The sequence below is a fragment of the Streptomyces sp. TLI_171 genome (genome assembly GCF_003610255.1).
Lineage (GTDB): Bacteria > Actinomycetota > Actinomycetes > Streptomycetales > Streptomycetaceae > Kitasatospora.
Genome location: NZ_RAPS01000001.1, coordinates 6,733,300 through 6,749,540, shown reverse-complemented (window position 1 = coordinate 6,749,540; position 16,241 = coordinate 6,733,300). Strand labels below are relative to the sequence as shown.

General features: G+C 75.7%; 15 protein-coding genes. 9 read left to right on the top strand and 6 right to left on the bottom strand.

Annotation, left to right across the window (positions count from 1 at the left end; translation table 11 throughout):
- The first annotated feature begins 57 nt into the window (after window positions 1-57).
- The 5 genes from egtA (at window position 58) to BX266_RS30055 (ending at window position 5,706) form a co-directional block, all read left to right on the top strand.
- Window positions 58-1,332: an ergothioneine biosynthesis glutamate--cysteine ligase EgtA gene (gene egtA, locus BX266_RS30075; RefSeq protein ID WP_259464921.1), complete on the top strand. Its 1,275-nt coding sequence runs from the start codon at window positions 58-60 to the stop codon at window positions 1,330-1,332.
- Entirely contained in the window at window positions 1,326-2,648 is a 1,323-nt protein-coding gene (gene egtB / locus BX266_RS30070; RefSeq protein WP_099904906.1) for an ergothioneine biosynthesis protein EgtB, read from the top strand. Before egtA ends, egtB begins: the two co-directional genes overlap by 7 nt.
- Complete coding sequence (egtC, locus tag BX266_RS30065; RefSeq protein ID WP_099904904.1) at window positions 2,648-3,424, top strand: ergothioneine biosynthesis protein EgtC; 777 nt, start codon at window positions 2,648-2,650, stop codon at window positions 3,422-3,424. The genes egtB and egtC overlap by 1 nt, the downstream gene beginning before the upstream one ends.
- Window positions 3,421-4,407 carry an L-histidine N(alpha)-methyltransferase gene (gene egtD / locus BX266_RS30060; RefSeq protein WP_099904902.1) on the top strand — a complete coding sequence of 329 codons (987 nt, stop codon included), beginning with the start codon at window positions 3,421-3,423 and terminating at the stop codon, window positions 4,405-4,407. Before egtC ends, egtD begins: the two co-directional genes overlap by 4 nt.
- Window positions 4,408-4,509: 102 nt before the next feature.
- The gene (locus tag BX266_RS30055; RefSeq protein WP_218969283.1) at window positions 4,510-5,706 is read left to right on the top strand and encodes an aminoglycoside phosphotransferase family protein; all 1,197 of its coding nucleotides are present in this window, start codon (window positions 4,510-4,512) and stop codon (window positions 5,704-5,706) included.
- A 7-nt stretch (window positions 5,707-5,713) separates the two neighbouring features.
- Here the strand turns inward: BX266_RS30055 and BX266_RS30050 are convergent, their stop codons facing one another.
- Both BX266_RS30050 and BX266_RS30045 read right to left on the bottom strand, forming a co-directional pair.
- Window positions 5,714-6,448 (bottom strand): hypothetical protein, encoded by a 735-nt coding sequence (locus tag BX266_RS30050; protein WP_259464920.1) that lies wholly within the window; start codon window positions 6,446-6,448, stop codon window positions 5,714-5,716.
- A 273-nt stretch (window positions 6,449-6,721) separates the two neighbouring features.
- Entirely contained in the window at window positions 6,722-7,351 is a 630-nt protein-coding gene (locus BX266_RS30045) for a TetR/AcrR family transcriptional regulator (RefSeq protein ID WP_099904900.1), read from the bottom strand.
- 146 nt (window positions 7,352-7,497) lie between these two features.
- Between BX266_RS30045 and BX266_RS30040 the strand changes: the two genes are divergently transcribed.
- Genes BX266_RS30040 through fabG form a run of 3 tightly spaced genes read left to right on the top strand, consistent with a single transcriptional unit; the run spans window position 7,498 to window position 10,690 of the window.
- Window positions 7,498-8,646 (top strand): acyl-CoA dehydrogenase family protein, encoded by a 1,149-nt coding sequence (locus tag BX266_RS30040; RefSeq protein ID WP_099904898.1) that lies wholly within the window; start codon window positions 7,498-7,500, stop codon window positions 8,644-8,646.
- A 51-nt stretch (window positions 8,647-8,697) separates the two neighbouring features.
- Window positions 8,698-9,885, top strand: a complete 1,188-nt coding sequence (locus tag BX266_RS30035) for a thiolase family protein (RefSeq protein WP_099904896.1) — start codon at window positions 8,698-8,700, stop codon at window positions 9,883-9,885.
- A 46-nt stretch (window positions 9,886-9,931) separates the two neighbouring features.
- A complete protein-coding gene (fabG, locus tag BX266_RS30030) occupies window positions 9,932-10,690 on the top strand; it encodes a 3-oxoacyl-ACP reductase FabG (RefSeq protein WP_099904894.1) in 759 nt (252 codons plus the stop codon).
- Window positions 10,691-10,702: 12 nt separating this feature from the next.
- On the opposite strand, the gene BX266_RS30025 is transcribed toward fabG, so the two are convergent.
- The gene (locus tag BX266_RS30025; protein ID WP_099904892.1) at window positions 10,703-11,521 is read right to left on the bottom strand and encodes an HAD family hydrolase; all 819 of its coding nucleotides are present in this window, start codon (window positions 11,519-11,521) and stop codon (window positions 10,703-10,705) included.
- Between BX266_RS30025 and BX266_RS38985 the strand changes: the two genes are divergently transcribed.
- Window positions 11,520-11,663: a hypothetical protein gene (locus tag BX266_RS38985; protein ID WP_180290668.1), complete on the top strand. Its 144-nt coding sequence runs from the start codon at window positions 11,520-11,522 to the stop codon at window positions 11,661-11,663. The two genes, BX266_RS30025 and BX266_RS38985, sit on opposite strands and share 2 nt — an antisense overlap.
- Window positions 11,664-11,677: 14 nt before the next feature.
- Here the strand turns inward: BX266_RS38985 and BX266_RS30020 are convergent, their stop codons facing one another.
- The 3 genes from BX266_RS30020 to BX266_RS30010 form a co-directional block, all read right to left on the bottom strand.
- A complete protein-coding gene (locus tag BX266_RS30020; protein ID WP_099904890.1) occupies window positions 11,678-13,789 on the bottom strand; it encodes a hypothetical protein in 2,112 nt (703 codons plus the stop codon).
- A gap of 245 nt (window positions 13,790-14,034) precedes the next feature.
- The gene (locus BX266_RS30015; protein ID WP_099904888.1) at window positions 14,035-15,078 is read right to left on the bottom strand and encodes a S66 peptidase family protein; all 1,044 of its coding nucleotides are present in this window, start codon (window positions 15,076-15,078) and stop codon (window positions 14,035-14,037) included.
- 99 nt (window positions 15,079-15,177) lie between these two features.
- Complete coding sequence (locus BX266_RS30010; RefSeq protein WP_099904886.1) at window positions 15,178-16,125, bottom strand: zinc-binding dehydrogenase; 948 nt, start codon at window positions 16,123-16,125, stop codon at window positions 15,178-15,180.
- Between the last annotated feature and the right edge of the window lie 116 nt (window positions 16,126-16,241).

Genomic DNA, 16,241 nt, shown 5'->3' with positions numbered 1-16,241 from the left:
CCGGTGACATCAGTACGTCCGCAACAGGCCGCCGAGGCGGCGGATTCGGCACGGAGCGTGACCCGTCTGGCGGAGTTGACCGAGGCTTCGGCCGAACGTCATCTGGGCGCCATCTGCTTCAAGATCGGCCCGCCGAGCCTGGTCGGGGTCGAGGCGGAGTGGTTCGTCCATGACGCCCGATGTCCGGGCGGACCGGTGGATCCCGCCCGGGTGGCGTCCGCGCTGGCGGCGCTGCCCGGTTCGGCCGACGGCCCGGTGTTCCCGGCGGGCTCGCGGCTGACGCACGAACCGGGCGGGCAGGTCGAGCTGAGCTCCCCGCCCGCCGCCGACCCGGCCGCCTGCGCGGCGGGGCTGAGCGCCGACCAGGCGGTGCTGCGGGCGGCGCTGGCCGCCGAGGGCCTGCGGCTGACCGGTACGGGCACCGATCCGATGGACCGCGAGCGCCGGATGCTGGCCCGCCATCCGCGCTACCGGGCGATGGAACGATACTTCGGCCGCGGCGGCCCGTGGGGCCGGATCATGATGACCGGCACCGCCTCGGTGCAGGTGTGCGTGGACGCCGGCACCGAGCGGACGTTCACCGAGCGCTGGGGCCTGACCCACCTGCTGGGTCCGGTCCTGGTCGCCGCGTTCGCCAACTCGCCGCTGCTGGAGGGCCGGCCGACCGGCTGGAAGTCGACCCGGCAGCTGGTCTGGTCGCGGATGGACCCGTCCCGCACGCTGGCCCCCCCGCCGGCGGCCGACCCGCGCGAGGCGTGGACCCGGTACGTGCTGGACGCCGCCGTGCTGTGCGTGCGGCGCGAGGACGGGCTGCCGTGGGACGCGCCGTCCGGGCTGACCTTCCGCAGCTGGCTGCGCGGGGGCGGCGAGCGGCCGGCGACCATGGCCGACCTGGACTACCACCGCACAACGCTGTTCCCGCCGGTCCGGCCGCGCGGCCACCTGGAGCTGCGGATGATCGACGCCCAGCCCGGCGAGGGCTGGCGGGTGCCGCTGGCGCTGGTGACGGCGCTGATGGACGACCCGGTCGCCGCCGAGGAGGCCGCGGCCGCACTGGAGCGCCTCGGCCACGCGGGCAGCCGGGCCCCGCGGTCGGGCCTGTGGCGGCGGGCTGCCGCGCTCGGCATGGCCGATCCGGACCTGCGCCGCGCCGCACTGGCCTGCTTCGCCGCCGCGGAGCGCTCGCTGGCCCGCCGCGACGGCCGACTTCGGCCCGCACTGGTCGAGTTCGCCGAGCGCTACCCGGCCAGGGGTCGCTGCCCCGCCGACGACCAGCTGGCCGCCCTGCGCACCGGCACCGGCCCCGCCCTTCAGGAGGACGCACCGTGCTGAACGCCGACCGGATCGACCCCGCGCTGCTGCGCGAGCTGATCGCCGCCGAGCTGATCGCCGCCCGGGAGCGCACCGGGCAGCTCACCGAGGCCGTGGACGACACCGAACTGGTGGCCCAGCACTCGCCGTTGATGTCGCCGCTGGTGTGGGACCTGGCGCACATCGGCAACCAGGAGGAGCTGTGGCTGCTGCGCAACGTCGGCGGCCGCGACCCGATGCACCCGGAGATCGACCCGCTGTACGACGCCTTCGAGCACCCGCGGGCCGAACGGCCCAGCCTGCCGCTGCTGCCGCCCGCCGAGGCCCGCGCCTACGCGCACGAGGTGCGCGGCCGGGTGCTGGACCTGCTGGCCGCCTCCCCGCTGGAGGGCGCGCCGCTGCTGGACGCCGGCTTCGCGTTCGGCATGATCGCGCAGCACGAGCAGCAGCACGACGAGACCATGCTGATCACCCACCAGCTGCGCACCGGCCCGGCGGTGCTGGACGCGCCGCCGCCGCCCGCCGCCGAGGGGCTGCTGCCCGCCGAGGTGCTGGTCCCCGCCGGGCCGTTCACGATGGGCACCGACACCGAGCCGTGGGCGCTGGACAACGAGCGCCCGGCCCACCAGGTCGACCTGCCGGCGTTCTGGCTGGACACCACCCCGGTCTCCAACGGCGCCTACCAGGCGTTCATCGCGGACGGCGGCTACCGCGACCCGCGCTGGTGGACCCCGGCGGGCTGGGAGCACCGGATGGCCGCGGACCTGACGGCGCCGCTGTTCTGGTCGCGGGACGGCGGCCAGTGGCTGCGCCGCCGTTTCGGCCACCTGGAGCCCGTTCCGCCGAACGAGCCGGTGCTGCACGTCAGTTGGTACGAGGCGGACGCGTACGCCCGGTGGGCGGGGCGGCGGTTGCCGACCGAGGCGGAGTGGGAGAAGGCGGCCCGGCACGACCCGGCCTCGGGGCGGTCGCGGCGCTTCCCGTGGGGTGACGGCTCGCCGGGCCCGGAGCACGCCAACCTCGGCCAGCGGCACCTGCGCCCGGCCCCGGTCGGCGCCTACCCGGAGGGCGAGTCCCCTTACGGGGCGCGCCAGTTGATCGGTGACGTGTGGGAGTGGACGGCCAGCGACTTCGCCGGCTATCCCGGGTTCTCGGCGTGGCCGTACAAGGAGTACTCGGAGGTGTTCTTCGGCCCCGAGTACAAGGTGCTGCGGGGCGGCTCGTTCGCGGTGGCGCCGGTCGCCTGCCGGGGCACCTTCCGCAACTGGGACTACCCGGTCCGGCGGCAGATCTTCGCGGGCTTCCGCACCGCCCGGGACGGCGAGGTGCGTGCCTGATGTGCCGCCACTTCGCCTACCTGGGGCGGTCGGTGCCGCTCCGCTCGGTGCTGCTGGACCCGCCGTTCGGGCTGCTGCGGCAGTCCTGGGCGCCGCGCCTGCAGCGCTACGGGACGGTCAACGCGGACGGCTACGGGGTGGGCTGGTACGCGGCGGGCGACGAGCGCCCGGCCCGCTACCGGCGCCCGGGCCCGATCTGGGCGGACGCCGATCTGGCCGACCTGGCCCGGGTGGTGAGCTCGCACGCGGTGCTCGGTGCGGTCCGCTCGGCCACCGCCGGCTGCGCCGCCGGCGAGCAGGCGGCCGCGCCGTTCGCCGCCGGGCGCTGGCTGTTCAGCCACAACGGGGCGCTGCCGGGCTGGCCCCGGGCGTTCGCGCCGATGGCCGAACTGCTGCCCTCCGCTGAGCTGTTGGAGTTGGAGGCGCGCACCGATTCGGCGCTGCTCTGGGCGCTGGTGCTGAACCGGCTGCGGGCGGGCGTGAAACTCGGCGAGGCGCTCGCCGAGATCTGCCTGGTCGCCGCCGATCTGGGCGAGGCCCGGCTCAACCTGCTCGCCACCGACGGCACCTCGGTCGCCGCCACGGTGTGGGGCGACACCCTGTTCCAGCGCCGGGACGCGGACGGTTCGGTGCTGGTCGCCTCGGAGCCGTTCGACGACGGGCCCGGCTGGTCCGAAATACCCGACCGCACCCTGCTGGTGGCCGACGCGGCCGGCAGCTCGCTGACCCCGCTGGCCCCGATCGGCCCGCGCACCCGAGAGGACGCACCGCGATGACCGGATACCGCCTCACCCGCCTGCTGCCCGCCGACCACCTGCACCACGCGCTGCGCGCCGACGTGCGCAGCGGCCTGGCCGGTCGTCCGAAACGACTGCCCCCGAAGTGGTTCTACGACGCACGCGGCTCGGAGCTGTTCGAGGAGATCACCCGGCTGCCCGAGTACTACCCGACCCGGGCGGAGCGGGAGATCCTGGCCGCGCGGGCGGCCGGGATCGCAGCGGAGACCGAGGCCCGGACGCTGGTCGAGCTGGGCTCCGGCTCCTCGGAGAAGACCCGGCTGCTGCTGGATGCCCTGCGCGCCGCGGGCACCCTGGAGACATACGTGCCGGTGGACGTCAGCGAGAGCGCGCTGGAGTCGGCGGCGAAGGCGCTGATCGCCGACTACCCGGGGCTCGACGTGTCCGCCGTGCTCTCGGACTTCACCCACGGCCTGGGGCTGCCGGAGGGCGGCGGGCCGCGCCTGGTGGTGTTCCTCGGCGGCACCCTGGGCAACCTGCTGCCCGCCGAGCGGGCCGGGTTCCTGGCCGGGCTCCGGGCCCAGCTGCTGCCCGGCGACGCCCTGCTGCTGGGCACCGACCTGGTGAAGGACCCGTCGGTGCTGGTCGCTGCGTACGACGACGCGGCGGGCGTGACGGCGGCCTTCAACCGGAACGTGCTGTCGGTGCTGAACCGGGAGCTGGACGCGGACTTCGACCCGGAGCAGTTCGAGCACGTGGCGCTGTGGGACGCCGAGCACGAGTGGATCGAGATGCGGCTGCGCTCGCTGCGGGCGCAGACCGTGAAGGTCGCGGAGCTGGGCCTGCCGGTGCACTTCGAGGCCGGTGAGGAGCTGTACACGGAGGTGTCGGCGAAGTTCCGCCGGGAGCGGGTGGAGCGGGAGCTGTTCGCCGCCGGACTGCGGCTCACGGACTGGTGGACGGACCAGGAGGGCCGGTTCGGGCTGTCGCTGTCGCGGCCGCTCGAGGACGGCTCGGACTGACCGTCTGCCGCTGTCCGTCCCGGGTGGCGCGGCCCGCCGCCCGGGACGGGACCCGGCCGATATTCGGTGGCGCGGGCGGCGGGTCGTCCGGAGAATGCCCGGGTGCAGAACACTGAGCAGCGGACGGCCACCGTCCTGATCGAATGGCAGGGCGAACTCCTCGGCGCGGTGGGACCGTTCACGGCCCCGTCTCCGTACTGGGCGCAGATCGGGGAGGTGGCCGCGGCGGCCTCGGCCGCGGCGGGGGCGCCGCTGGTGCTGCTGCGGATGCTGTCGGTGGACGGCGGCGAGGGCGGTGCGGGCGGCGCGGTGCGGTACCTGGCGGCGGCGCTGGAGCGACCCGCGGACCCGCTGGAGCCGGTCGCGGCCGACCCCCGGGAGGCCCACCCGCTGCGCCTGCGCTGGGCCTCGGCGGACGGTCTGCGCGCGGAATGGGCTTGGGCGGACGGCGAGTTGGCGGCGCTGGGGCGGCCCAGGAGCGGCCCGGTGGAGCAGGTCCGCAGCTGGAACCTGTCGGCGCTGTCCCGGTTCCCGACGGGGCAGGGCACGGCGTGGCTGAAGAGCACGCCGCCGTTCGCGGTGCCGGAGGCCGCGGTGATCTCCCGGGTGGCGAAGGCCGATCCGGGCCTGGTGCCGCAGGTGCTGGCCTCGGACGGGCGGCGGATGCTGCTCGGCGAGGTCCCGGGCGTGGACTGCTGGGGCGTGCCCGAGGACGGCATGCTGGCCGTCGTCGACCGGTGGGCGGCCGCGCAGGCCGCGGTGGCGGCGGACGGTCCGGGCGAGTTGGCGGACTGCTCGCCGGCAGCGCTCGCGGAGCGGTTCCCGGCGCTGCTGGAGCGGCTGCGTCCGGAGCTGTCCGCCGAGGAGTTCGCGGCGGCCCTCGAACTGGCCGGGCGGCTGCCCCGGCTGGCGGCCGAACTCGCCGACTGCGGGCTGCCGTTGACGCTGGTGCACGGCGACTTCCACCCGGGCAACTGGCGCTTCGACGGCGCGCAGGGCACCGTCCTGGACTTCTCCGACGCGGTCTGGAGCCACCCCGCCGTCGACGGCCTGCGCCCCGCCCCGTTCGTGTCGCCCGAGCGCTGGGAGACCGTCCGCGACCGCTGGGTCGCCGCCTGGCGCTCGCTCGCCCCGGGCAGTGACCCCGTCCGGGCCCTGGAGCTGGCGGCCCCGCTGATGCACCTCCATTTCGCGCTGCGCTACCAGGAGTTCCTGGACGGCATCGAGCCCAGCGAGTACCCGTTCCACGCGGGCGACCCGGCCGCCGAGCTGCGGCGGGCGCTGCGGAAAGCGGGCTGACGCGCGGTCAGGTACGGGGCGCCGCGGCCTCTTCGCGCAGGCGGCGGCGCTTGTGCCAGCGGGCCTTGTGGAAGATGGGGTCGACGGCCATGACGCAGAGCGCGTGCATCGGGTCGTCGGTGTTCAGGGGGTCGAAGAAGCCGGCCAGGTCCGCGACCAGGGTCTGGCCGTGGCGGTGGATGTCGCGGTCCCGGGCGACGGCGTCGCCGCCCGCGGTGAGCCAGTCACCCATCCAGAACAGGAGTTCGGGGCGGGCGGTGATGACGGCCGTTCCGGCGTGCTCGGTGAAGCGTGCGGGCCGGTGGTCGGCGCGGCGGCGGACGTCGGCGGGCCGGTCGATGCTGCGGGGCGCCGGGGCCGTGACCGTCAGCGGCGCGGCGTCGCGCCGCATCCGGCGGCGGACGTCCGGCCAGTCGGAGGGCCGCAGGCCGGTGTCCTCGCGGGCCAGCAGCAGGGGCACCGCCGGGTTGTCGACGTAGCCGAAGGACTGCGCCGGGGCGCCCGGCGGGGCGGGGACGTGCACCGCGCTGTGCGGGCTGGTCGCGGCGAGACGGAACAGCGCGCCGAGCCGGAGCAGGTCGGCGCGGTTCGCGCTCAGGACGCCGACCTGCGGCCTGGGCGGGTGGAGGAGGGTGTTGCGGAGCATCGGCCCGGCACTGAGCACCCGGCCGAGCCGGAGGCCGTGACCGGCGACCCGATGGCTCGTCAGCCGCAACCGCATCCGTCCGTCGCTCTCCCCCATCGGGCCAGTACAGCACCCGGGCCCTCGACCGCGAACTCCTTTTTCTCGGCGGGCCACCCGGAGTCGGCGGCGGGCGGTCAGCGGCCGTAGCCGTAGCCGTGGCCGAAGGGGGTGGGGTCGCCGAACCCGGGCCCCGTTTCTGCCGGGCCGCCCGGCGGAGCCGGTACACGATCAGGGTGATGCCGCCCGCGGCCGACAGGAGGCCGGCGAACTGTCGTGACGGACCAGTGGGTCGCCCGCTGCAGGCGGGGGTTCCCGGCAGGTGACGGTGGTTCAGGACAGGCGGGCGAAGCGCAGGTCGAGGCCGTCGAGGAGGGCGTCCAGGCCGGTCTCGAAGGCGCCCTCGTCGATGGTCCGGCGGTGCTCGGCCAGGCGGTGGGCCTCGCCGAGGTGGGGGTAGTCGGCGGCGTAGAGCGCGGCGTCCTCGGGGAAGCCGGCGGCGAAGGAGCCGAGCGCGGAGCCGGTGATGAAGTAGCGCATCAGGGCGCCGATCCGGGTGGCCTGGCCGCGCGGCCAGCCGGCGTCGACCAGGCAGCCGAACACCGCGTCGGCCAGCCGCAGCGCGTGCGGGCGGCGGCCGGGGCCCTGGGCGAGGACGGGGACGACGTGCGGGTGCGCGGCGAGCGCGGCCCGGTAGGAGCGGGCCCAGTCGCGCAGCGCGGTGCGCCAGTCCTGCGGCGCGTCGAACATGGTCAGGTCGACCTCGCCCATCACACTGTCGACGACGGCGTCCAGGAGCTCGTCCTTGGTCGCGAAGTGGTTGTAGAGCGAGGGCCCGCTGACGGAGAGTTCGGCGGCCAGCCGGCGGGTGGAGAGGGCGGGCAGGCCCTCGGCGTCGACCAGCGCGAGCGCGGCGTCGACGATCCGTTCCCGGCTGAGCAGCGGGGTGCGCGGTCGGGCGATCTCCGCCTCCTCGGGTGGTGGCCGGTGTGGACCGGGCCATTGTCGCAGGTGCCTCTTCCGTCCCCGGCCGGGGCGGACTACAGTCCACCATAAAACTTGCAGTGCTAGTTTTCGGTACTGCCGACCGTGGTGAGAGGGGTGGTGACGTGGACCTGGAGCTGACCGACGAGCAGGCCGCCGTCCGGGAGTTGGCGGCGGGGTTCACGAACCGCGAGATCGTGCCGTTCGCCGCCGAGTGGGACCGCGCGGAGTCGATCGACCTGGGCGTCGTGAAGAAGCTGGGCGACCTGGGCTTCCTGGGGCTGACCCTGCCGGAGGAGTACGGCGGCAGCGGCGGCGACCACCTGGCGTACTGCCTGGTACTGGAGGAGCTGGGGCGCGGGGACTCCTCGGTGCGCGGCGTGGTGTCGGTGTCGCTGGGCCTGGTCGCCAAGTCGATCAACGCCTTCGGCACCGAGGAGCAGAAGCGGGAGTGGCTGCCGCGGCTGTGCTCGGGCGAGGCACTGGCCTGCTTCGCGCTGACCGAGCCCGGCACGGGTTCGGACGCCGCGAACCTGACCACCCGGGCGGTCCGGGACGGGGAGGACTGGCTGATCTCCGGCGCGAAGATGTTCATCACCAACGGCACCTGGGCGGACGTCGCGCTGGTCTTCGCCCGCACCGGCGAGCCCGGGCACCGGGGGGTGAGCGCCTTCCTGGTGCCCACCGACGCGCCCGGGTTCGGCCGCACCCTGGTGCACGGCAAGCTGGGTCTGCGCGGGCAGGCCACCGCGGAGCTGGCCCTCGACCGGGTGCGGGTGCCGGACAGCGCGCGGCTCGGCGAGGTCGGCAAGGGCTTCACGGTGGCGATGGCGGCCCTCGCCAAGGGACGGATGTCGGTCGCGGCGGGCTGCGTGGGCATCGCCCAGGCGTCGCTGGACGCGGCGGTGCGCTACGCCGGGGAGCGCGAGCAGTTCGGGAAGTCCATCGCGCACCACCAGCTGGTGCAGGAACTGCTGGCCGACATCGCCGTCGACGTCGATGCGGCGCGCCTGCTGACCTGGCGGGTCGCCGACCTGATCGACCGTCACCTGCCGTTCGCCACCGAGTCCTCGGTCGCCAAGCTCTACGCCAGCGAGGCGGCCGTGCGCTGCGCGAACAACGCGCTGCAGGTGTTCGGCGGCTACGGCTTCATCGACGAGTACCCGGTCGGCAAGTACCTGCGCGACGCCCGGGTGATGACCCTCTACGAAGGCACCAGCCAGATCCACAAGCTGCTCATCGGGCGTTCCCTCACCGGGGTCAACGCCTTCTGAAGCCGTCGGCCACCCGCTGACGGACCACCGAGAAAACAGGAGCTCGAGAACGTGCTTCCGGTCTACATCGCCGCCGCCCGCCGCACCCCGATCGGGCGGCTGCGCGGCGCGCTGTCCACCGTCCGGCCCGACGACCTGTCGGCGGCCGTGCTGCGCGGCCTGCTCGCCGAGGTGCCCGCCCTGGATCCGGCGCGGATCGACGACGTCTACTGGGGCGCGGCCAACCAGGCGGGCGAGGACAACCGCAACCTGGCCCGGATGGCCGTCCTGCTGGCCGGGCTGCCCGACACCGTCCCCGGCGCCACTGTCAACCGGCTGTGCGCCTCCGGCATGGAGGCCGTCACCACGGCCGCCCGCGCCATCGGCTCCGGCGAGGCGGACGTGGTCGTCGCGGGCGGCTGCGAGTCGATGAGCCGCGCCCCGTTCGTGCTGCCCCGCCCCGACGAGGCGCTCCCGCACCGGATGGAGACCTTCGACACCCGGCTCGGCTGGCGGCTCACCAACCCGCGGATGAAGGACCTGCACGGTGTGCTGTCGATGGGCGAGACCGCCGAGGAGGTGGCGGCCCGGTACGGCATCTCCCGCGAGGCGCAGGACGCGTTCGCGCTGCGCAGCCACCGCCTGGCCGCCGCGGCGACGGAGGCGGGGCATTTCGACGCCGAACTGCTTCCGGTGGAACGGCCGGACGGGGTGCCGGTCGAGCGCGACGAGTCGATCCGTGCGGACAGCACCGCCGAGAAGCTCGCCGCGCTGAAGCCGGTGTTCCGCCCCGGCGGCACCGTCACCGCAGGCAACGCCTCGCCGATGAACGACGGTGCGGCGGCGCTCCTGCTGGTCAGCGAACGAGCCCTGGCGGAGCTGCAGTTGGAGCCGCTCGGCCGGTACGTCGCGGGCGCCTCGGCCGGCGTCCACCCCGACGTGATGGGCATCGGCCCCGTCCCCGCCACCCGGCGCGTGCTGGAGCGTACCGGCTGGAAGCTCACCGACCTCGACACCGCGGAGTTCAACGAGGCCTTCGCCGCCCAGGCGCTGGCCTCCGTGGGCGAGTTGGGGATCGATCCGGAGCTGGTGAACCCGTCCGGCGGGGCGATCGCGCTGGGCCACCCGCTCGGCTGCTCCGGCGCCCGCATCCTCACCACCCTGCTGCACCGGATGCGCCGCACCGGCGCCCACCGCGGCCTCGCCACCATGTGCGTCGGCGTCGGCCAGGGCTCCGCCGTCCTGGTCGAGCGCGACTGAACATCCGCTGAAAGCAACAGATATGACGAGACATCAGGAGAGCGCAGTGGGCAGGTTCGACGGCAAGGTGGCAGTGGTGACGGGCGCCGCGCAGGGCATCGGCGCGGCCACCGCGCGCAGGCTCGCCGAGGAGGGCGCGGCGGTGGCCGTGGTCGACCTCACGGCGGAGCGCGCCGAGGGCACCGTGAAGGAGATCCTCGCGGCGGGCGGCAGCGCGCGCGGCTACGGCTGCGACGTCGCCGACTACGACGCGGTGGAGGCGGTGTTCGCCGCCGTGGCCGAGGAGTTGGGCGGGGTGCACATCCTGGTGAACAACGCCGGGATCACCCGCGACAACCTGTTCTTCAAGATGCCCAAGCAGGACTGGGACACCGTGCTGTCGGTGAACCTGACCAGCGCCTACAACTGCTCGCACGTGGCGCAGAAGTACTTCGTCGAACAGAAGTTCGGCAAGATCGTGTCGCTGAGCTCGCGCTCCGCGCTCGGCAACCGCGGGCAGGCCAACTACGCGGCGGCGAAGGCCGGCATCCAGGGCCTCACCGCCACCCTGGCCATCGAACTCGGCCCGTTCAACGTCAACGTGAACGCCGTCGCCCCCGGCTACATCGCCACCTCGATGACCGCCGCGACCGCCGAACGCGTCGGCGCCTCCCCCGAGGACCACCAGGCCGAGGTCGCCCAGCGCACCCCGCTGCGCCGGGTCGGCCGCCCGGAGGAGATCGCCTCCGTGGTGGCGTTCCTGGCCAGCGAGGACGCCGCGTACGTCAGCGGGCAGACGCTGTACGTCAACGGCGGGGCCCGGTAGACCGGTTGACGGCTACCGCCACGGCCACCACCTGGTGCGCCGCGCCCGCGGCCCGGGTTGCGCCTGCTGCTGCGCGGGCGGCCCGGGCCGGGCGGCAAACCGTTCGGCCCAGTCGGGTTCCATGATGACCGGGTAGTCCAGGGCGACGGCGACCTGGTGCAGGTCGGTCAGCACCCGGCCCGGCCAGTCGGCCTCGCGGCCGGCCGCCCGGTGCTCCGCCCGGTCCGCCGTGCGGAGCAGCACCGCGGTCATGCCGGCCGCCTCGGCGCCGCGCAGCCTCCCGCTGCCGCCGGCGCCGACGTACAGGCAGCGCTCGGGGGCGATGCCGAGGCGGTCCGCCACCGCGGCGTACAGCTCCGGGTCCGGCTTGCGGCGGCCCTCCCGGCAGGAGAACACCGCGACGTCGACCAGCGGGGCGAGGGCCGACTGGGGCCAGTGGTCGGCGAGTTCGCCGGAGCACTCGGTCAGCACGGCGGTCCGGACGTCGGCCTGGCGGATCCACTCGAGGACCTGGACGGCGTTCTCGCGCGGCGCGAACAGCTCGCGCCGGCCGGCCAGCCGGGCCTCGACCGCGCGGGACAGCGCCTCCGCGGGCGGGGCGTCGAGACCGCAGCGCGCGGCGAGCGTGGTGACGGTCTGCCGCAGGTCGCCGAGCCCGCCGACCGCCCGTTCCGGGAAGGAGTCGTCCCAGGCCTGCCGCCAGCGCCCCGGCTCGATCCCCAACGGGGCGGCGGTGCGGGCCGCGTGCGCGTCCCGCACCGCGGACGGGACGGCGGGCGTGAGCGTGCCGAGGAAGTCGAACACCACGGCGTGGAAGCGCGAGAACGGCATGCCGCGAAGGGTAGCGGCCACCGGCGGCGCCGGAACAGCTCCCCCGCTGGCGGTCGCTCCTGACGGCTGGTCAGCGGGCGCCGCCCACCCGGGCCTGCCGTGGGAGCCCGAGGCCGCGGTCGCCGAGCGCTACCGCGGCTGACTGCCCCCGGCCCGCTACTGCGCCGACCGGGCCTTCGCGTCGGCGAGTTGGCGCAGGTAGCGTTCGGCGGCGCGCAGCTTGCGGTTGTCCGGGCCGGGCAGGTGGGCGCGCAGCTCGATGATGTCGGGCGCGATCCGGATCGCCTCCGCCGGGTCCTTGACGGCCCGCCAGCACGCTTCGGCGTTGGTGGCGGCGCGCTGGGTCTCCGGGTGCTCCGCGCCGTCGGTCTGCAACAGCGCGGTGGCGACCTGCCGGTACAACTCGGCGGCGAGGGACGGCAGTCCGGCCACCCGGGAGACGTGTGCCCGGACCTGTCGGACCTGCAGCACCACCGGGGCGAGGGACCCGTGGGCGGCGACGGCCTGCTGCTCCAGGGCGAGGGCCAGCGCGGCGGCGGTGTCGTGCTCCCCGGCCTCCGCGCTGCGGACGATCCGGCCGATCGCGTCCAGGTAGTCGGTCGGCGGCGCCTGGCCTTCTCCGGCGGCGGGCACGGGAGTCGACGGTGCGTCGGGCCTCGTCGCGCGCGGGTCGGGCTTCTTGGCGAGTGGAACGGTCGCGGCAAGGGGGTCCACCCCGCCGAGCGCGGGGGAAGGGTCGTGCGCAGCGGCCGGTGCGGCGGGCGCGCCGCGGCCCGGCAGCGGGACGGTGGCCGCCAGCGGGTCCACCGGTGCGGGCGCGGGTGCGGCGGGCGTGTCGGCGGCCTTGGCGAACTGCACGCCGGGCGCGCCCGCTGGGTAGGCCGTTCCCGGTGCCCCGGCCGTTCCCGCTGCGCCGGGCATTTCCGGCGCGCCGGGCTGCTCCGGCGCGCCGGGCGCTTCCTTGCCGAGGCGGACGGCGGGATCGGGGGCGGCCGCGGCGGGTTTGCCGAGCTCGACGAGAGGCATCTCGGCGGGCACCATCGGCTGCCCCTTGACCAGCGAGACGATCATGGCGCGGCGGGGCGGGGTGGCGGGGACGCCGGCCTTGCGCAGCGAGACCAGGCCGCGCGGCGACCAGCTCGGCGACAGCCGGGGCCGGATCGGCTCCGCCCCGCCGGGACCGGTGCCGGGAGCGGATCCGGGCGGCGGTGCGACCGGGGCGACGCCGGGCCCGGCCGGGCCGGGGCCGGCGGACGGGACCGCGCCGGGCGGGGCGGCGGCGGCCGGGTCGCCGGGGCCGATCTGCCGGGCGGTGTTGCGGAAGTAGGGCCGATCGGCGGGGTGCGCGGTGATCACCACGGTGTCGGGGCGCAGCACCGAGTGGACCTGCTGGCGGAGCAGTTCCGGGGTGAGCAGCGGGTCCGCGCCGGGGCGGCCGCGGTGCAGGGCCTCGATCAGCGCCCGGGTGAAGGTGCCGAGCTGGTCGGGGTCGTGGCTGACGGTGGCCCAGAGCGGTACGCCGTCGGCGAGTTGCTTCCCCGCGGTGGCGGCGAGCTGCGGCCACACCGCCGGGTCGGCGCTCAGGTCGCCGATCACCAGGGTGTCCAGTTCGGTGCCGCGGTGCCGGAGTTCGGTGGCGACGGCGGACCAGGGCAGGCTCTCGGAGGCCTTGTTCTCGCGCAGCGACAGGAACAGCTGCTCGCCGCGCCGGTCGGTGATCAGGTGTCCGCCGAGGTGGACCAGCAGCGGTCCGGGGTGGCGGGCGGCGGCGCGCAGGTGGGCGAGGACGGTCTGCGGGTCGTTGGCGCCCGGCAGGTGGACGGCGTCGACCTGCCCGGCGGAGAGCAGGATCTGCGGGGCGACGCCCGCGAGCGCGGTGGAGAGCACGGGGGCGTGCGCGCTTCCGCCGCGACCCCAGCGGCGGCCGCCGCCGTAGCCGCCCTCGATCACCAGGATCCGTCCGCGCAGGCCGTCGCCGATGCCGTGCGCGGCGGCGGCGGTCACGGCCGCGGGGGCGAGCGCCGGGGCGACGGGCGGCAGCGGCGGGAGCGGGGTGCCGCCGGCCGGGGTGGGCGTGGGCAGCGCGATGGTGCGGGTGCCGGTCAGCGTGGCGTCCGGCATCGGCGGCAGCCGCAGGTTGATCGAGGTGGCGAACGGGTCTGCTCCGGGCGGGAGTTCGACGGTCTTCTCGAGCAGCGGCGGATCGGGGAGCTTGATCGTCTCTTCCGCGTCGGCCGCCGCCCGCCCGTCGCCGGCCGTCGATGCCACGTCAGCCACCGTTCGGTCACCGCCCCCGTTTTCGTCGCCCGCTGCGACGTCGTGCCTGTCCCGCCGTGGTGTCGGGCACCACGCGTCGATCCCGGCCACGATACGTGGTCCTCGCCCGACCGGGCCAGGCCGGGTCGAGCGAGGGGTGAACGGCGCTGCCCGCGCGGCCCGCCGTGGACGAGGACCCGGCGCCGGCGGACGCGGAGACGGTGATCGTCGGAGGGGTGCGCGACGCTCGTGGGCCGTCAGTAGGTGACGGTGATCCGGCGGGCGGGGCCGTCGACGCGGATGCGGCCGCCGTACGGGACGACCAGCTGCGGTTCGGTGTGGCCGAGGTCGACGTCGAACACCGCCATGGTGTCGGGAGCGTAGGCGTCCAGGGCGCGCAGCACGGCGGCGCGCTGTTCGGCGCGGTAGCGGGCGCGATCGTCGGCGTCTAGCGGCCGCTCGAAGGACCAGGCCATGGCGCGGCCGACCAGGACGGCGGGGAACTGCGCCAGCAGTCCGCGCTCGCCGAGGTTGCGCAGCATCCGGAACACCTCGGTGCCGCCGGGCAGTTCCTCGGAGGTCTCGACGAACAGCACGCAGCCCGCGTACGCCTCGGGGGGCAGCAGCCGGTCCGCGGCGGCCATCCAGTGCAGGATCTCCAGGTTGCCGCCCCAGCCGGTCCCCTCGACCACCCGGTCGGGCCGGTGCCAGTGCCAGCCGGTGGCGGGCTCGCTCGCCGGTTCGCGTTCGAAGGTCGCCGGGTCCTCCCAGCGGCCGAGTTCGGTGCCGACCTCGGCGGCCTCGGTCAGCTCGTACGGGCCGCGGTCGAACAGCGCGGCGCGCAGCGAGGCGGCGGTCAGCGGGTGGAGGGCGTGCGGGCGGCCGAGCTGGGTCATCACGGCGGCGCCGTGGTAGCCGACGACGCCGTGCCGCCACAGGAAGTCCAGCAGGTTGGTGTTGTCGCTGTACCCGAAGAACGGTTTGGCGTGCGCCCGGATCAACTCGCCGTCGAGGTACGGGACCACGGTGAGCTGGTCGTCGCCGCCGATGCTGGCGAACACGGCCGTGACCGCCGGGTCGGCGAACGCGGCGTGCACGTCGGCGGCCCGCTCCTGCGGCGTCGCGCCGAGCTTGCGGGTGGCCGGGTACTCCACCGGTTCCAGTCCGAACTCCTCACGCAGCCGGCGCAGCCCCAGCTCGTACGGCAGCGGGCACGCGCCGGGCCCGGCCCAGCCCGGCGAGACGATGGCGACCCGGTCGCCGGGCGTGGGCTTGGGCGGATACATCGGCCGGTCGGACATGCCCCGGATGCTAGCGGCAGGACCCGGCGTGCACGACCGGGTTTCCGACGGCGGCTCACCGGACGTGCGGCGGCGGGCCACCGGGTCTCCGACGGCGGCTCAGGGTCGGACGTCCAGCAGGGTCTTGCCGAGGGTGTCGCGGGCCTCGATGGCACGGTGGGCGTCGGCGGCGTGCTCCAGCGGGAAGCGGCGGCCGATGACGGGGCGCAGGCGGTCCGCGGCGGCCTCGGCGAGGGCGTGGGCGGTGGCGGCGCGGATGCCCTCGGGGGTGGGGCGCATGGTGAGGCGGGTGAGCTTGCGGGCCTCGGCCTCGGCGTCGGACAGCGCGGTCCAACTGCCGCTGGCGAGGCCGTAGCTGAGCAGCCGTCCGCCGGGGCGGAGCAGGTCGGCCGCGGCCCGGCCGAGGGTGCCGCCGACGCCGTCGAGGACGAGGTCGACGGGGGCGGTGCGGGTCGGCCAGTCGGGCTGCAGGTAGTCGACGGTCTCGGCGGCGCCGAGGTCCGCGGCGAGGGCGAGCTTGCGGGGCCCGCCGGCCGCGGCGACCACCTGGGCGCCGGCGGCGGTGGCGTACTGGAGCAGCAGGGTGCCGACGCCGCCGGCCGCGGCCAGGACCAGGACGCGTTCGCCGGGCGCCGGCTCGGCGGTCTGCAGCAGCAGGCGGGCGGTCCGGCCGTCGGCGAGCAGGGCGGTGGCGGTGTCCAGGGCGAGCGCGTCCGGGACGGCGAACAGGCCGTCGGCGGGGACGACGGCGAGTTCCGCGTAGCCGCCGCTGCCGCCGGTGGAGGAGACCACCCGGCGGCCGAGCCAGGCCGGGTCCGCGCCGGGGCCGAGGGCGGTGACGGTGCCCCCGACGCCGTTGCCCGGGATCATCGGCAGCGCGCCGGTGAACGGGCCGAGGCCGGTGGCCCGGAACTGGGTCTCCACGAAGGTCAGGTTGGCGTGCGCGACCTCGATCAGCACCTGCCCCTCCCCCGGCACCGGGTCGGGCGCGGCCCCCGCCACCAGTACCTCCGGCCCGCCGAACTCCCGCAGCCACACCGCTCGCATCACGCCTCCGCCCGTTCACGGCCGGTCCGTCCGGCCCGCCCACCATCCTCGAATCTCAAGCGCCCTTGAAGTCAAGTGCGCCGCCCGGTGCCACCGGTGGCGCGGGTGTCGGCGGG